Below are 13546 nucleotides of genomic sequence, written 5' to 3'. Positions count from 1 at the left end.
AACCCACCCCGACTGCTTTCGAAAACGCGTTTATAACCAGCCGAGACCTGACAGGTACTTCTTTGCACGAGCAAAGAAGTACCTCGCGGCGCGCTCGCGAGAGAGCGCCTGGCAGGCGGCGGACCGAAGCCACCGTAAACACCAGATGATGAACCGGGGCCAGCCACGATCAGGCAGGCGGTGGGCCGAAGGCACCGTAAACACGGGTGACGAATGAAGACCTCTCTGGGCGGGGGCGAGTGCTAGCGGATGAGCATGAGGATGCCGGCGAGGATCAGGATGCCGGCGAAGCCGCGGCGGAGGTGGGCGACCGGCAGGTGATGGGTCAGCCAGACGCCACCGCGTACGCTGATGGATGTGCCGATCACGACGCCGAGGATGGCCGGCAGGTAGAGATAGCCGAGGGCCCATTCCGGCGCCTGATAGGCCGGGTCGGCCCATTGCGGCAGGGCGAACACCAGGCTGGCGCCAATGGAGATCGGCACGCCCAGCGCCGCCGCCGAGCCGATCGCACGGCGCAGCTCCAGCCCCTGACTGACCAGGAACGGCGTGGTCAGTGTGCCGCCGCCGATGCCGATCAGCGAGGATACGGCTCCGATCAGGGTCCCGCCGCCCAGCCAGACGCTGCGCCGGGGTACCGGGGCCTCCGGTGGCTGGATGTTCAGGAGCATCCAGATGCCGATCGCCACCTCGAAGGCGCCGAAGATACGCCCCAGGTGGTCGGAGTCGATGCGCGTGGCCAGCCAGGCGCCGATCAGTGCGCCGACGATGATGCCCGGCAGGAGACGGCGTACCGCCGCGCCGTCCACGCCGCCCCGGCGGTGGTGGGCGCGCGCCGACAGGATCGCCGTGGGGATGATCGCGCCCAGCGAGGAGCCGACCGCGAGCTGCACCAGGCTGGCCGAATCGAAGGCCAGCAGACTGAATACGGCGACGAACACTGGCACCAGGATCAGCCCGCCGCCGATGCCGAACATGCCAGCCGGGATGCCCGCGACCAGGCCCAGCGCCACAAACAGGAGCCCCAGCGCCAGCGGTGACTGGATCAGTGTCTCGGTCATTCGTGCGTAGTGGCGAGTAGCGGGTCAGGGCGCAGCGGACCGGCGGACCGTGGGGGTCGCCGGTTCACTGCGCAGGAGAGGCGAGGGCGCGCTCAGAGCGCCTTGAAGGACTTGCGGGCGGCCTCGATGGTCGCGTCGATGTCGGCGTCCGAATGGGCGTTGGACATGAAGCCGGCCTCGAAGGCGCTAGGAGCCAGGTAGATCCCCTCGCCCAGCATCGCGTGGAAGAAGCGGCCGAAGGCGGCGGTATCGCAGGCCGTGGCGCCGGCGAAGTCGGTGACCTTCTGCTCCGAGAAAAACAGCCCGAACATGCCCGGCACCTGGTTGGTGGTCACGGCCACGCCGGCCTCGCGCGCGGCGTCCTCGAAGCCCGCGACGACCTTCTTGGTGCGCGTCTCCAGCTCGTCGTGGAAGCCCGGGCGCGACAGGATCTCCAGGGTCTTCAGCCCGGCGGTCATCGCGATCGGGTTCCCCGACAGGGTGCCGGCCTGGTAGACCGGGCCCAGCGGGGAGAGGTGTTCCATGATGGCGTGCTTGCCGCCGAAGGCCCCCACCGGCATGCCGCCGCCGATGATCTTGCCCAGCGTGGTCAGGTCCGGGGTCACGCCCAGGTAGCCCTGGGCGCAGTTCTTCGACACGCGGAAGCCGGTCATCACCTCGTCGAAGATCAGTACCGCGCCGTGCTGGTCGCAGACCTCGCGCAGGGTCTCGAGGAAGCCCGGCTCCGGCGGGATGCAGTTCATGTTGCCGGCAATCGGCTCGACGATGATGCAGGCGACCTCGTCACCCTTCTCGGCAAAGAACGCGCGCACGCCGTCCGGGTCGTTGTAGGTCAGGGTGCTGGTCAGCGCCGCCAGTTCCTTGGGCACGCCCGGGGAGCTGGGCTGGCCGAGGGTCAGGGCGCCGGAGCCGGCCTTCACCAGCAGCGAGTCGCCGTGGCCGTGGTAGTTGCCCTCGAATTTCACGATGCGGTCGCGGCCGGTATAGCCACGCGCCAGGCGGATCGCGCTCATGGTCGCCTCGGAGCCCGAGTTGGTCATGCGCACCAGGTCCATTGACGGCACCAGCTCGCAGACCTTGGCGGCCATGTCGTTCTCCAGCCGCGTGGGGCAGCCGAAGGACAGGCCGTTGTTGCAGGCCTCGCGCACCGCCTCGATCACCTCTGGGTGGGCGTGGCCGGCCACCATCGGGCCCCAGGAACCGATGTAGTCGATATAGCGCTGGCCGTCGGCGTCCCACATGTAGGCGCCGTTGGCGCGGTCCATGAAGATCGGGGTCCCGCCGACGCCCTTGAAGGCGCGCACGGGGGAATTCACGCCGCCGGGGATGTGCTGCTTGGCGGCCTCGAACAGACGCTCGGTTTCCTGCATGACGGTGTCCTGTGATTGTTGGATTCGGGTCGATGAATTCGGGAAGCCCGGCAACCATAGCGACGGCTGCGGGCGGGTGCAAAGGGATCAGTCGAACAGTCCGCTTATCTGACGCGCGGCGGCCTCGGGGGCGGGCGCGGCGCTGATGCCCTGGATCACGGCGACCAGGTCGGCCCCGGCCGTGACGACCTCTGCGGCATTGTCCGCGGTAATACCGCCAATGCCGCAGATCGGCAGGCCCAGGGCCGCGCGTGCGCGCCGGATCAGTTCCGGTCCGGCGTATGCCGCCTCGGGCTTGGTCGGCGAAGCGAACATCGTGCCGAAGGCCACATAGTTCGCCCCGGCCTGTGTGGCGGCTTCAGCGCGCGCGAGCTCGTTGTAGCAGGAGACGCCGACCACCGCGCCGGGGCCGAGCCGCGCGCGGGCCGCGACCGGGTCCGGGTCGTCACGCCCGAGGTGCACGCCATCGGCCTCGACGCGCGCGGCCAGCTCGGTGTCGTCGTTGATGATGCACAGCGCGCCGTGCGCATGCGCGAGGGCGACCAGTTCGCGGGCGATGGCCTCGCGTGCGGTGCCTGCGAGGGTCTTGTCACGGAACTGGATCAGGCGCGCACCGCCACGCAGCGCCGCCTTGGCATTGGCGAGGTGTGTGGCGCGTGGGCTCGCGTCCTCCGGTACCGCCGGGGTGATGAAATAGAGCCCGCGCAGGCGGGGGGTATGCTCAGTCGCCATGTGGGCACAGCCGGTTAGGGACGTGCTGGCCGTGGCCGGGGGCGTAGCCCCGTGCGACGGCGTCGTTCATGAAGGCCTGGGCCTCGATCACCGCCGGCTCCAGGTCACGGCCGCGCGCCAGGAAGGCGGCGATCGCCGCAGCCAGGGTGCAGCCGGAGCCGTGGAAGCCGGCCGGATGGCGTGGCAGTTCGAAGGCGCGCATGTGCCCGTCCTCGCGGTACAGGCGGTTGATGATGGGGTCCTGATCGCCGCCTTCGTGGCCGCCGGTGACCAGCACGTTGCGCGCGCCCCGTTCGCGCAGCCGTTGGCCCCACTGGGTGGCATCGTCGGTTCGGGCCAGGCGCGCGGCCTCCGGTCCGTTGGGCGTGATCAGGGTGGCGCGTGGCAGCAGGGCCTCGCGGGTCGCGTCCACCACGGCTTCGGTCGCGAGCGCCCCGCCGCCGCCGGCGACCATCACCGGGTCCAGCACCACCGGGATGTGCGGGTGCTCGGCCAGCAGCGCCGCGACCATTTTTACGTTTTCCACTGAGCCCAGCATGCCGATCTTGATTGCGGCGACGGCAAGATCGGCCAGGGTGACCTCGATCTGGGCGCGCAGCTGTTCCGCAGACAGCACGCTGAAGTCCAACACGTTGCGGGTGTCCTGCACGGTGATCGCGGTCACGGCCGTACCCCCGTGTACGCCGAGGCGGGTAAAGGTGGTCAGATCGGCCTGCAGGCCGGCGCCGCCACCGGGGTCGGAGCCGGCAATGGTCACCGCGATCGGGGGATGATTCATGAATGGGGGCTCCCGTGCTAAGGTTGCGCGCGCCCCGGCACCCCCGGGGCGTTCTTGTTCCGCATCCCGGGAGTGTACGCAGCATGAGCAGCGAGTTCGAAGTCGAGTCCCTCCGTCCCCTGGTCGCCGCCGCCGAAGCGGGTGGCACGCTGAACGCAGAGGTCGATCAGGCCCTGGCCGCGCTGGAGCAGGAGTTGAACCGGCTCGCCGGCGAGTTGCAGGTGGAATACGTGGGGCCCGCCGTCGGCATGGCGGACATGCAGGCCGAGCATGTCTATCGGCTGGTCATCCGTCAGCACGAGATCGACGTGACCCGCCACGAATGGAGCCTGTGGGTCTGCGATGCGCTGGACAACTGCGACTTCCGGGCGACCTGGCCGGTGACCGGTGCCGCGCGCCTGCGGCGCAAGCAGGTGGTGGCCGTGGTGCCGGAATTGGTTGCCGGCTATCGCGATGCGGTCGCGGCGGCCGGCAAGGCGGATACCCCTGCGGGGCAGCGCCTTGCCCAGATCGCCAGCGTCTTCAGCTGACGCCGTCGCCCAGGGAGACGCTAATCCATTCGCACGTCCGCGCTCGAGTCGAGTTTACTCGCTGACAAGGCGCGGTGAGCGAAGTGTAGCCGAGCTACATGAGCGAGCCGCAACGCCGTCAGCGGGGCCGAATCCAGAAGGCAAAGGCGGCCGAGCCCTCAAGGGGTTGGCGCCCCATTTTCCCCGATCCAGCGTAGCGCCGCTTGACCGTAGAGTGGCTACGGCACTGCGCACCGCGCCTTGTCTCGGGAAAAATGGGGCGCTAACGCGGACGTGCAAATGGATCAGCGGCTCCCTAGCGCAACGAGATGACTGGCCAGCCTTGGTTGTGAGCGTGCGCGGCAAGGGTCGGGTCCGGGTCCACTGCGACGGGGTGCCCCACACGTTCCAGTAGCGGGATGTCGTTGCGCGAGTCGCTGTAGAAACTGGCCTGCGCGATGCTGTCCTCGGGATCCGGATGATCCGCGAGGTACTGGCGCAGGCGTTCGATCTTGCCTTCCTGGAAGCAGGGCACCCCGGTCAGTTCGCCGGTAAATTCTCGGTCCTCGCCTTCCTCCGCCAGGGTCGCGATCAGGTGGTCCACGCCCAGCAGGTCGGCAATCGGCTGGGTGACGAACTGGTTGGTCGCGGTGATGATGACCAGTTCGTCACCGGCCTCGCGGTGTCGGGCCAGCAGGGGCGGGGCGCCGGGAGCGATCATTGGCCGGATCAGCGTGTCGATGAAGCGCTCCCTCCAGGCCTCGAGCTGCGCGCGCGGGTGTTCGGCCAGCGGGCTGAAGGCGAAGCGGCAGAATTCGTGGATGTCGAGGGTGCCCGCCACATACTCCTGGTAGAAGCGGTCATTGGTCTCGGCGTGACAGGTCGGGTGGACGGCGCCCACCTCTGCCAGGAACTCGTTCCAGGCGTGATCGCTGTCGCCGGCGAGCAGGGTGTTGTCGAGGTCGAACAGGGCCAGGGCCATGAGGGTGCTCTCGGGTTGGCTTGGATCGGACGCGAGTGTACCGGCGGGCGTCGTCGGCTGCAGCCACAGGCCCCTTTTGGGGCCGGCACCGGAGGCATGGTAGGGGCTTTGCCGCCGGGGCACCGGCTGTGGAACAATGCCAGTAATAGAGAAGCGTCTGGCTGATGCAAGTGATTGATTGTGACGGGTATCGCGCAAACGTAGGCATCATCCTGTGCAACGCGGAACAGCAGCTGTTCTGGGGCAAGCGGGTCGGGCAGGCGGCCTGGCAGTTTCCCCAGGGGGGCGTGCATGCGGAAGAAACGCCCGAGGAGGCGATGTTTCGCGAGCTGCACGAGGAGACGGGCCTGTTCCCCCGGCACGTCGAGGTGCTGGGCAGTACCCGCCATTGGCTGCGCTACCGCCTGCCGGAGCGCATGGTCCGGCGCCATCAACGCCCGGTCTGCATCGGCCAGAAACAGCGCTGGTTCCTGCTGCGCATGGTCGGAGACGAGAGCGACGTGGTGCTGGATGCGATGGAAACCCCGGAATTCGATGATTGGCGCTGGATCGACTACTGGCGTCCGGCACGCGAGGTCGTGCACTTCAAGCGCCAGGTCTATCGCCGTGCGCTGTGCGAGCTGGTGCCGCTGATGTTCCCGGAACTCGAGCAGGCGCGCGCGCGACGTTCTGGCCGCCGTGGTCCGGCCCAGCCCCAGCCCCGTTCGCCGGTGTCCTCGCGTTGACGGTCCCGAAGCAGCCCTCGATGCTCGAGGTCCTGCGCCGTGTGGTGCAGGAAGTGAACGGTGCCGCGGATTTCTTCGAAGCGCTGCATATCATCGTTACGCGGGTGAAGGCGGCGCTGGAGATCGATGTCTGTTCGATCTACCTGAAGTCGCCGCAGTCGGGGCGCCTGGTGCTGATGGCCTCGGAGGGTCTGCGCGAGGAGTCCATCGGGCAGGTCGAGATGGATCCGTCGGAGGGTCTGGTGGGTCTGGTCGCCTCGCGGGCCGAGCCGGTCAACCTTGACAGCGCTCAGGACCACCCGCGTTTTCGTTATTTCCCGGAGACCGGCGAGGAACACTTCCTCGCGTTTCTGGGGGTCCCGATCATCCACCAGCGCAGCCTGCTGGGCGTACTGGTCGTGCAGCAGCACCAGGCGCGCAAGTTCGATGACGAGCATGTCTCCTTCCTGATCACCCTGGCGGCGCAGCTGGCCGGGGCGATCGCCTATGCCGAGTTCAACGACGAGATCTCCTCCGAGACCCCGTTGATCGGGCATGTGAACGTCGAGGCCACCGGCATTGCCGGCTCGCCGGGCGTGGCCATTGGCCGGGCCGTGGTGGCCTACCGCCTGGCGGACATGGACTCCATCCCGGATCGCGAAGGCGCCGGGGTGGATCACGAGCTGGAGCATTTCGGGCAGGCGGTGGCGGAGACCCGCACCGAGATCGAGGACCTGAAGCAGCGCATGGGCGAGGCCCTGGGGCCTGACGAGCAGGTGCTGTTCGATGCCTACCTGATGCTGCTGGGTTCCGACTCTCTGGTGCACAAGACCCAGACGCGCATCCGTAATGGGCAGTGGGCCCCGGCGGCTTTGCGCGACACGGTGCGTGAGAGCGTGCGGGTATTCGAGGACATGGAGGACCCGTACCTGCGCGAGCGGGCGGCGGATGTGCGCGATCTGGGTCGCCGCGTGCTGTCGCACCTGCTGCCGGCCGATCGCAGCCAGGACGAGTTTCCCGATGGCGGCATCCTGGTCGGGGATGACCTGACCGCCTCGCATCTTGCGGAGGTTCCGATCGAGCGGTTGGGGGCCATGGTCTCGGCCAAGGGGACGGGTTCTTCGCACATCGCGATCCTGGCGCGGGCGCTCAACATCCCTGCGGTGATGGGCGTGTCCGAGCTCCCGGTGGGGCGCCTGGAAGGGCGCGAGATCCTGGTCGATGGTTATCGCGGGCGGCTGTTCGTGAACCCCAACGCCGAGCTGCGCGTGGAGTTCGAACGCCTGGTGCGCGAGGAGCGCGAACTGGCGGAGGACCTGCGTGCGCTGGCCAAGGACCCGGCCGAGACCCGCGATGGCGTCGCGGTGCCGGTGCTCGCGAACTCGGGGTTGCTGGCGGATATCAAGCCGTCGCTGGAGTCCGGGGCCGAGGGGGTCGGGCTGTACCGCACCGAGGTGCCGTTCATGATCCGCGACCGCTTCCCCGGCGAGGAGGAGCAGGTCCAGCTCTACGAGCAGGTGCTGGCCTCCTTCGACCCCATGCCGGTGACCCTGCGCACCCTGGATATCGGCGGCGACAAGGCCCTGCCATATTTCCCGGTGAAGGAGGACAACCCGTTCCTTGGCTGGCGCGGGATCCGTATCTCGCTAGACCACCCGGAGATCTTCCTGACCCAGTTGCGGGCGATGCTCAAGGCGAGTCGCTCCCACGACAACCTGCAGATCCTGTTCCCGATGATCTCGGCGCTGGACGAGCTGAAGGGCGCGATGACCCTGCTCAACCGGGCGCGCGAGGAGTTGCTGGACGAGGGTTTCCGCATCCCGATGCCGCGCATCGGGGTGATGGTCGAGGTGCCGGCGGCGGTGTACATGTCGGAAATGCTTGCCCGGCGGGTGGACTTCCTGTCCGTGGGCACCAACGACCTGGTCCAGTACCTGCTGGCGGTGGACCGCAACAACGCCCGTGTGGCGCATCTCTACGACACCCTGCACCCGGCCTGCATCCACGCGCTGGAGACGATTACCGACGGTTCGCACCGGGCGGGCAAGCCGGTCAGCGTTTGCGGGGAGATGGCAGCCGACCCGGCCGCGGTGATCCTGCTGCTGGGGATGGGGATCGACAGCCTGAGCGTCAGCGTGTCCTCGATCCCGCGGGTGAAGTGGGTGATCCGCAGTTTCTCCACCGACCGCGCCGAGGCCTTGCTGGCGCAGTGCCGGCTGCTGGAGAACGCCGATCAGATCCGGTCGCTGCTGAACAATGCCCTGGTCCAGGCCGGACTGGGCGGGCTGGTGCGCGCCGGCAAGACCTGACCGCGGCGCTCACCCATGGCCGGCAGGGAGGGGGGTGCAGCTCAGGTGCGGCGTGCCCGCCACAGCGCGATCAGCGCACTCAGCAGGAAGATCCCGAGCACCACGCCGATGGCGATGAGCGCATCCACGATGGAGCGGTTGACCACCAGCACGACCACGCCCACCAGGATCGGGACCGGCACCTCGTTGAACCAGCGATACCAGGTGTGATCACGCCGGTTCAGGTCATCGCGGAAGTCGTGCACGATCTTGCCGCACCAGACGTGATAGGCAACCAGGACGGCAATCAGCGTCAGCTTGAAGTGCATCCACGGCTCGGCCAGATAGAACGAGCGATCCACCAGCATGATCACGCCAAAGAGGATGGTGATCAGCGCGCCGGGGGTCATGATCCCGTAGAACAGCTTGCGCTCCATCACCTTGAAGCGCTCGTGACCGAGGGCGTCCTCGGTCATCGCGTGATAGACGAACAGGCGTGGCAGATAGAACAGCCCGGCGAACCAGGTGACCATGAAGATCACGTGCAGGCTGAGGAACCAGTTATAGGCTTGCATGGAGGTCCTTCTCGGAAGCGGGTGCGGTGTCCCTGCGCGGGGCGGCTCAGGAGAGCCAGCGTTCCAGGTGGCGTTCGATCTGTTCGAAGTCCGGGTCGCCCAGCTTCTGGTAGACGATGCGGCCATTCGGCGAGATCAGGAAGGTGGTCGGCGTCAGGCGCACGCCGCCATAGGCCTGTGAAAAGGCGTCGTCGCTGTCGTGGATGACCTTGTAGGGCATCCCGCGGTCCTCGCGCATGGCCTTCACGCGGTTGATCGGGTCGTAGGACAGCGCGACCGCCAGCAGTTCGAAGCCCTTGTCGGCGTAGGTGTCGTGCAGGTGGATCAGTTCCGGGATCTCGCGGATGCAGGACGGGCAGTTGGTTGCCCAGAAGGAGATCATCACCGGCCGGCCCTCGTAGTCTTCCAGGGCTACCGGCTCGCCGTCCAGGGTGGTGGCGGCGAAGGCGGGTGCCGGGCGCATGCCGTCGTCGGTCAACCAGATGGTCGCGGCGACGGCGACCAGCGCGATGATGAAGATGCCTCCGAAGATGGCCTTGCGGTCGATCCTGACTTTGCTCATAGGGGTGTGATCCGTTGATCGAATAGCCTGCATTTGTGGACTGGCCGAAACCGCGTGCGTTCCGTGGTTCAGGCCAAGGCGGTATCATGCCGCAGCATGACGAATGCAACCAACAGCAAACCCATCCGCATCGGGGTTGTCGGGGCCACCGGCTACACCGGAGTGGAACTCCTGCGCCTGCTGGCGCGGCATCCCGCGGCCGATCTTCAGGTGGTGACCTCGCGCGGCGAGGCGGGCACGCCCGTGGCGGATTTGTTCCCCAGCCTGCGCGGCGCGGTGGATGCCGTCTTCCAGGCCCCGGACGAGGCGACCCTGGGCGAGTGCGACGTGGTCTTTTTCGCCACCCCGCATGGGGTGGCGCATGGACTGGCTGCGCCGCTGCTTGAGCGGGGCACGCGCATCATCGATCTGTCGGCGGATTTCCGTATCCGTGATCCCGAGTTGTGGGCGCAGTGGTACGGACAGGCGCATGGTGCGCCGCAGTATCTGGACGAGGCCGTGTACGGCCTGCCCGAACTGAACCGGGCGCAGATCCATGATGCGCGGCTGATCGCCGTGCCGGGTTGCTATCCCACGGCGGTGTCGCTGGCGGTTCTGCCTCTGCTGGAGGCCGGTCTGATCGATCCCGCGGACGTGATCGCGGATGCCAAGAGCGGTGTCAGCGGGGCCGGGCGCAAGGCGCAGATCGGCGGGCTTTTCGCCGAGGTGCAGGAAGATTTTCGCGCCTATGCCAGTGGCGGGCATCGGCATTGGCCGGAGATCCACCAGACGCTCAGTGGCGTGGCCGGGCAGTCGGTCGGGCTGATCTTCCAGCCGCATCTGGTGCCGATGACGCGCGGTATTCACGCGACGCTCTATCTGCGCCCGCAGGTGGCGGACGCGGACTGGCAGGCCTGTTTCGAGCAGCGCTATCGCGACGAGCCGTTCGTGGACGTGATGCCGCCGGGGGCCCATCCGCAAACGGCCAGCGTGCGCGGCACCAATCTTTGTCGTATTGCGCTGGCACAGCCGCCGCACTCCGGACGGCTGATGGTGCTGTCGGTGATCGACAACCTGGTGAAGGGCGCGGCCGGGCAGGCCGTGCAGAACATGAACCTGATGTTCGGCCAGGCCGAGACAGCCGGTCTGGACGGGCTGCCGGTTTTCCCCTGATGTCCTGGCCTGCCACATGACTACGGGTGTCCCGCGTCCACGTCTGCCCCGGATTCCGCGCATTCCCGCGCGGCGGCGCAGCGGGTCGGGACGCCGCGGCGGGTGGTGGCGCGCGGGGCTGCTGATGCTGATCTTGGTGTTGGTGGCGGGCGGAGCCTGGCTGGTCGAGAACTGGCGCGAGGACATACGGGACACGGTCGATGCGCAACGCGGTATCGAGGGCCTGCGGGATGACCTGGAGCAGGCGCTCGCCGCGCGCCAGGCTGCCGAGGAGGCGCGCCGCCACGCCGAGCAGCAGCTGGAAATGAAGACCGCGGAGCTTGCGGCCTTCTCCGGCGATATCGAGCGCCAGGAGGCCGAGTTGCTGGAGTTGCGCGAGGAGCTGGCGTTTTATCGGCGGCTTGCGGAGGGCGCGGGTGCAGATGCCCTGGGCATCCGGTCGCTGCAGTTGCAGCGCACGGGGCAGTCGGGCGTGTTTGATGTCGTGTTCCAGCTCTACCGCCCGGGGTTGAGTCGTTCGGTGGATTTGCGCTGGGCGCTGGAGGTCGAAGGCTATGCGACGGGGGAAGAGGCGCTGTCCACCCTGGAGACCGATGCGCTGGGGCTGGAGAACGATCGCCTGGTCGAGGGGTTTCGGTTGTTGCGCAATCAGCGCGCCCGGATCCATCTTCCGGAGGGCTTCGAGCCGGTAGGGTTGACGCTGAGGGCGAGCGCCGCGAACGACGAGGATCTTGAACCGGTTTCGGAATGGGCCGACTGGGATCGCCTGCTGGAGAGTACGCAATGATGGGACGCAAACGAGGCCGCCGCGCGCGGAAAGTGGATACCCTGGTGGGGCGCCATACAGTGGTCCACGGGGATATCGAGTTTGGAGGCGGGCTGCATATCGAAGGCCGCGTGATCGGGGATATCCGGGCCGCGACCGATTCGTCGGCCGTTCTGGTAGTCGCGGGTGGGGGCGTGGTCGAGGGCCATGTCGCGGTTCCGCACCTGCTGATGAACGGCGAGGTGCGTGGCGATGTCCATGTGGGAGAGCACGTGGAGCTTGGCGAGACGGCCCGTCTGGCCGGTAACCTCTACTACACCGTGCTGCAAATGGCAGAGGGCGCGCAGATCGACGGCTTGCTCAAGCGGGTGGAGCATCCCCTCGAGGGCGAGCTGGAGGGGACGGGCGAGACCCAGGCCCTGACCAATCCCACGGAAGATGAGCATTCTTGACTCCGGGGCTCAGTCTTCCGTAGCGTGAATGAAAATGATTATTACAGGAGGCCCCGAATGTCCGAGCCCATGACGTCCGAAGCGGAACTGGACATCGAAATGCCCAGCCCGTTGATCTTTACCGATGCCGCGGCCACCAAGGTGAAGGGGCTGATCGAGGAAGAGAACAACGACAACCTCAAGCTGCGCGTATTCGTCAGCGGGGGCGGTTGTTCCGGCTTTCAGTACGGCTTCACCTTCGACGAGACCGTCGGCGATGGCGACACCCTCGTGGAGAATGGTGGGGTGACCCTGCTGATCGACCCGATGAGCTTCCAGTATCTGGCGGGTGCCGAGATCGACTACAGCGAAGGTCTTGAGGGCGCGCAGTTCGTGATCCGCAATCCGAATGCCACCACGACCTGCGGCTGCGGTTCCAGCTTCTCGGTCTAGAGAGACGCTGACAAGCGGTTAAGAAAGGGCCCGATCCGGGGATTCCGGATCGGGCCCTTTTTTGTTCAGGGTCGGGGTTAATGGCCCCCGGGTGTCCGGGGACCGCCGGGGATGATGCAGCCGAGTACGCGTGGGCCGCGCGCGCCGGTCACTTCCGGCAGGTTGCCGGGTTCGCCGGCCAGGGTTCGCGCGGCCAGCCAGGCAAAGGCGGCACCCTCCACCTGCTGTGGGGTGACCCCATGGCGTTCGGTGGTCTCCACCAGGGTCGCGGGCAGGGCCTTGGCGAGGCGCTTCATCAGGTGGCGGTTGTGCGCGCCGCCGCCGCACACCAGCAAGCGGGCGGGCGGCTGCATGTGCAGATGCTCCAGCGCGTGCCGCACGCCCTCCACGGTCAGTTCTGCCAGGGTGGCCTGAATGTCCTCGGGCCGGGCTCGGTCCAGGCGGTCGCCAGCCCCGGCACGCAGCCAGGCCGGCGAAAAGTATTCGGGCCCGGTGCTTTTTGGCGGAGGGCGCTGGAAGAACGAATCCTGGAGCAGCCGGGTCAGCAGTTCGGGGTCGGGCGTGCCGCTGCGGGCCCATGCGCCGTCATGATCGAACGGCGTCTGATGGTGACGCCGATTCCAGTCGTCCATCAGCGTATTCGCCGGGCCGCAGTCGAAGCCGATCACGGGCTGACCCGGCTGCAGCCAGGTGATGTTGGCGATGCCGCCTAGATTGAGGACTGCGCGGGTCTCGTCCGTGGATCCGAACTGCGTCGCGTGAAAGCCGCAGGCCAGTGGTGCCCCCTCGCCGCCGGCAGCAATATCGCGCGGCCGGAACTGCGCCACGGTGTCGATGCCGGTGGCCTCTGCGATGCGGAAGGGATCGCCGATCTGCCAGGTGAAGGGCGGATCGGCGTCGGGGGCGTGGTGTACGGTCTGGCCGTGACTGCCGATCGCCCGGATCGCGGTCGGCGCCAGACCGGTCTGGTCCAGCAGGGCTTGCACGGTACGGGCGAACAGCATGCCGAGCCGCGCATCCAGCGCGCCCAGGTGCCGGTAGCGCAGGGTTTCAGTGGTGGCCGCCGTCGCCAGCTCCTGGGCGAGGTCGTCGGGGTACCCCAGCTGGCAGTGATCCACCACGCGTACCGGCCCGGTCTCGCGGATCTCTGTCAGCACGGCGTCCACGCCGTCCCGGCTGGTGC

Annotated in this window: 15 protein-coding genes (1 of these 15 cut by a window edge); 7 read left to right on the top strand and 8 right to left on the bottom strand. The window is 67.6% G+C overall.

Going from position 1 to position 13546, the window contains the following annotated elements; all coding sequences use genetic code 11:
- Positions 1-242 precede the first annotated feature (242 nt).
- The 4 genes from G335_RS0102960 to thiD all read right to left on the bottom strand — a co-directional run bounded on the left by G335_RS0102960 (position 243) and on the right by thiD (position 3941).
- The gene (locus G335_RS0102960; RefSeq protein WP_018175882.1) at positions 243-1061 is read right to left on the bottom strand and encodes a sulfite exporter TauE/SafE family protein; all 819 of its coding nucleotides are present in this window, start codon (positions 1059-1061) and stop codon (positions 243-245) included.
- A gap of 92 nt (positions 1062-1153) precedes the next feature.
- Positions 1154-2431: a glutamate-1-semialdehyde 2,1-aminomutase gene (gene hemL, locus G335_RS0102955; protein ID WP_018175881.1), complete on the bottom strand. Its 1278-nt coding sequence runs from the start codon at positions 2429-2431 to the stop codon at positions 1154-1156.
- 87 nt (positions 2432-2518) lie between these two features.
- Positions 2519-3163, bottom strand: a complete 645-nt coding sequence (gene thiE, locus G335_RS0102950) for a thiamine phosphate synthase (protein WP_018175880.1) — start codon at positions 3161-3163, stop codon at positions 2519-2521.
- The gene (thiD, locus tag G335_RS0102945) at positions 3153-3941 is read right to left on the bottom strand and encodes a bifunctional hydroxymethylpyrimidine kinase/phosphomethylpyrimidine kinase (RefSeq protein WP_018175879.1); all 789 of its coding nucleotides are present in this window, start codon (positions 3939-3941) and stop codon (positions 3153-3155) included. The genes thiE and thiD overlap by 11 nt, the downstream gene beginning before the upstream one ends.
- 83 nt (positions 3942-4024) lie before the next feature.
- Between thiD and G335_RS0102940 the strand changes: the two genes are divergently transcribed.
- Entirely contained in the window at positions 4025-4471 is a 447-nt protein-coding gene (locus tag G335_RS0102940; RefSeq protein WP_018175878.1) for a hypothetical protein, read from the top strand.
- 295 nt (positions 4472-4766) lie between these two features.
- Here the strand turns inward: G335_RS0102940 and G335_RS0102935 are convergent, their stop codons facing one another.
- Positions 4767-5432, bottom strand: a complete 666-nt coding sequence (locus G335_RS0102935) for an HAD family phosphatase (RefSeq protein WP_018145286.1) — start codon at positions 5430-5432, stop codon at positions 4767-4769.
- 164 nt (positions 5433-5596) lie between these two features.
- On the opposite strand from G335_RS0102935, the gene G335_RS0102930 reads away from it, so the two are divergent.
- Positions 5597-6157, top strand: a complete 561-nt coding sequence (locus G335_RS0102930; protein ID WP_018169060.1) for an RNA pyrophosphohydrolase — start codon at positions 5597-5599, stop codon at positions 6155-6157.
- Between the two features lie 20 nt (positions 6158-6177).
- Positions 6178-8445 (top strand): phosphoenolpyruvate--protein phosphotransferase, encoded by a 2268-nt coding sequence (gene ptsP, locus G335_RS0102925; protein ID WP_018145288.1) that lies wholly within the window; start codon positions 6178-6180, stop codon positions 8443-8445.
- Between the two features lie 41 nt (positions 8446-8486).
- On the opposite strand, the gene G335_RS0102920 is transcribed toward ptsP, so the two are convergent.
- Both G335_RS0102920 and G335_RS0102915 read right to left on the bottom strand, forming a co-directional pair.
- Positions 8487-8999, bottom strand: a complete 513-nt coding sequence (locus tag G335_RS0102920) for a CopD family protein (protein WP_018169061.1) — start codon at positions 8997-8999, stop codon at positions 8487-8489.
- A gap of 46 nt (positions 9000-9045) precedes the next feature.
- Positions 9046-9561, bottom strand: a complete 516-nt coding sequence (locus G335_RS0102915; RefSeq protein ID WP_018175877.1) for a peroxiredoxin — start codon at positions 9559-9561, stop codon at positions 9046-9048.
- Between the two features lie 96 nt (positions 9562-9657).
- Here G335_RS0102915 and argC point away from each other — a divergent pair, with 96 nt between their 5' ends.
- The 4 genes from argC (at position 9658) to erpA (ending at position 12363) form a co-directional block, all read left to right on the top strand.
- The gene (gene argC / locus G335_RS0102910) at positions 9658-10713 is read left to right on the top strand and encodes an N-acetyl-gamma-glutamyl-phosphate reductase (RefSeq protein ID WP_018175876.1); all 1056 of its coding nucleotides are present in this window, start codon (positions 9658-9660) and stop codon (positions 10711-10713) included.
- Between the two features lie 124 nt (positions 10714-10837).
- Positions 10838-11500: a DUF6776 family protein gene (locus G335_RS0102905; protein ID WP_018175875.1), complete on the top strand. Its 663-nt coding sequence runs from the start codon at positions 10838-10840 to the stop codon at positions 11498-11500.
- Positions 11497-11931: a polymer-forming cytoskeletal protein gene (locus G335_RS0102900; protein ID WP_018145293.1), complete on the top strand. Its 435-nt coding sequence runs from the start codon at positions 11497-11499 to the stop codon at positions 11929-11931. Before G335_RS0102905 ends, G335_RS0102900 begins: the two co-directional genes overlap by 4 nt.
- 57 nt (positions 11932-11988) lie before the next feature.
- Entirely contained in the window at positions 11989-12363 is a 375-nt protein-coding gene (gene erpA / locus G335_RS0102895) for an iron-sulfur cluster insertion protein ErpA (RefSeq protein WP_018145294.1), read from the top strand.
- Positions 12364-12440: 77 nt separating this feature from the next.
- Here the strand turns inward: erpA and G335_RS0102890 are convergent, their stop codons facing one another.
- Positions 12441-13546, bottom strand: the 3' portion of a protein-coding gene (locus G335_RS0102890; protein ID WP_018175874.1) for an anhydro-N-acetylmuramic acid kinase. Its footprint extends 31 nt past the window's final position; only the last 1106 of its 1137 coding nucleotides appear in the window; the start codon falls outside the window, past its right edge; the stop codon is at positions 12441-12443.

The sequence above is a fragment of the Thioalkalivibrio sp. AKL8 genome (genome assembly GCF_000380525.1).
GTDB classification, from domain to species: domain Bacteria; phylum Pseudomonadota; class Gammaproteobacteria; order Ectothiorhodospirales; family Ectothiorhodospiraceae; genus Thioalkalivibrio; species Thioalkalivibrio versutus.
The sequence above is the reverse complement of the archived record's forward strand: the minus strand, read 5'-3'. Positions and strand labels throughout refer to the sequence as shown.

What these genes read in the sequence shown, in the direction of transcription:
- G335_RS0102960 (WP_018175882.1), bottom strand. Translation starts at nt 1,061, where the DNA reads ATGACCGAGACACTGATCCAGTCACCGCTGGCGCTGGGGCTCCTGTTT.
- hemL (WP_018175881.1), bottom strand. Translation starts at nt 2,431, where the DNA reads ATGCAGGAAACCGAGCGTCTGTTCGAGGCCGCCAAGCAGCACATCCCC.
- thiE (WP_018175880.1), bottom strand. Translation starts at nt 3,163, where the DNA reads ATGGCGACTGAGCATACCCCCCGCCTGCGCGGGCTCTATTTCATCACC.
- thiD (WP_018175879.1), bottom strand. Translation starts at nt 3,941, where the DNA reads ATGAATCATCCCCCGATCGCGGTGACCATTGCCGGCTCCGACCCCGGT.
- G335_RS0102940 (WP_018175878.1), top strand. Translation starts at nt 4,025, where the DNA reads ATGAGCAGCGAGTTCGAAGTCGAGTCCCTCCGTCCCCTGGTCGCCGCC.
- G335_RS0102935 (WP_018145286.1), bottom strand. Translation starts at nt 5,432, where the DNA reads ATGGCCCTGGCCCTGTTCGACCTCGACAACACCCTGCTCGCCGGCGAC.
- G335_RS0102930 (WP_018169060.1), top strand. Translation starts at nt 5,597, where the DNA reads ATGCAAGTGATTGATTGTGACGGGTATCGCGCAAACGTAGGCATCATC.
- ptsP (WP_018145288.1), top strand. Translation starts at nt 6,178, where the DNA reads ATGCTCGAGGTCCTGCGCCGTGTGGTGCAGGAAGTGAACGGTGCCGCG.
- G335_RS0102920 (WP_018169061.1), bottom strand. Translation starts at nt 8,999, where the DNA reads ATGCAAGCCTATAACTGGTTCCTCAGCCTGCACGTGATCTTCATGGTC.
- G335_RS0102915 (WP_018175877.1), bottom strand. Translation starts at nt 9,561, where the DNA reads ATGAGCAAAGTCAGGATCGACCGCAAGGCCATCTTCGGAGGCATCTTC.
- argC (WP_018175876.1), top strand. Translation starts at nt 9,658, where the DNA reads ATGACGAATGCAACCAACAGCAAACCCATCCGCATCGGGGTTGTCGGG.
- G335_RS0102905 (WP_018175875.1), top strand. Translation starts at nt 10,838, where the DNA reads ATGCTGATCTTGGTGTTGGTGGCGGGCGGAGCCTGGCTGGTCGAGAAC.
- G335_RS0102900 (WP_018145293.1), top strand. Translation starts at nt 11,497, where the DNA reads ATGATGGGACGCAAACGAGGCCGCCGCGCGCGGAAAGTGGATACCCTG.
- erpA (WP_018145294.1), top strand. Translation starts at nt 11,989, where the DNA reads ATGTCCGAGCCCATGACGTCCGAAGCGGAACTGGACATCGAAATGCCC.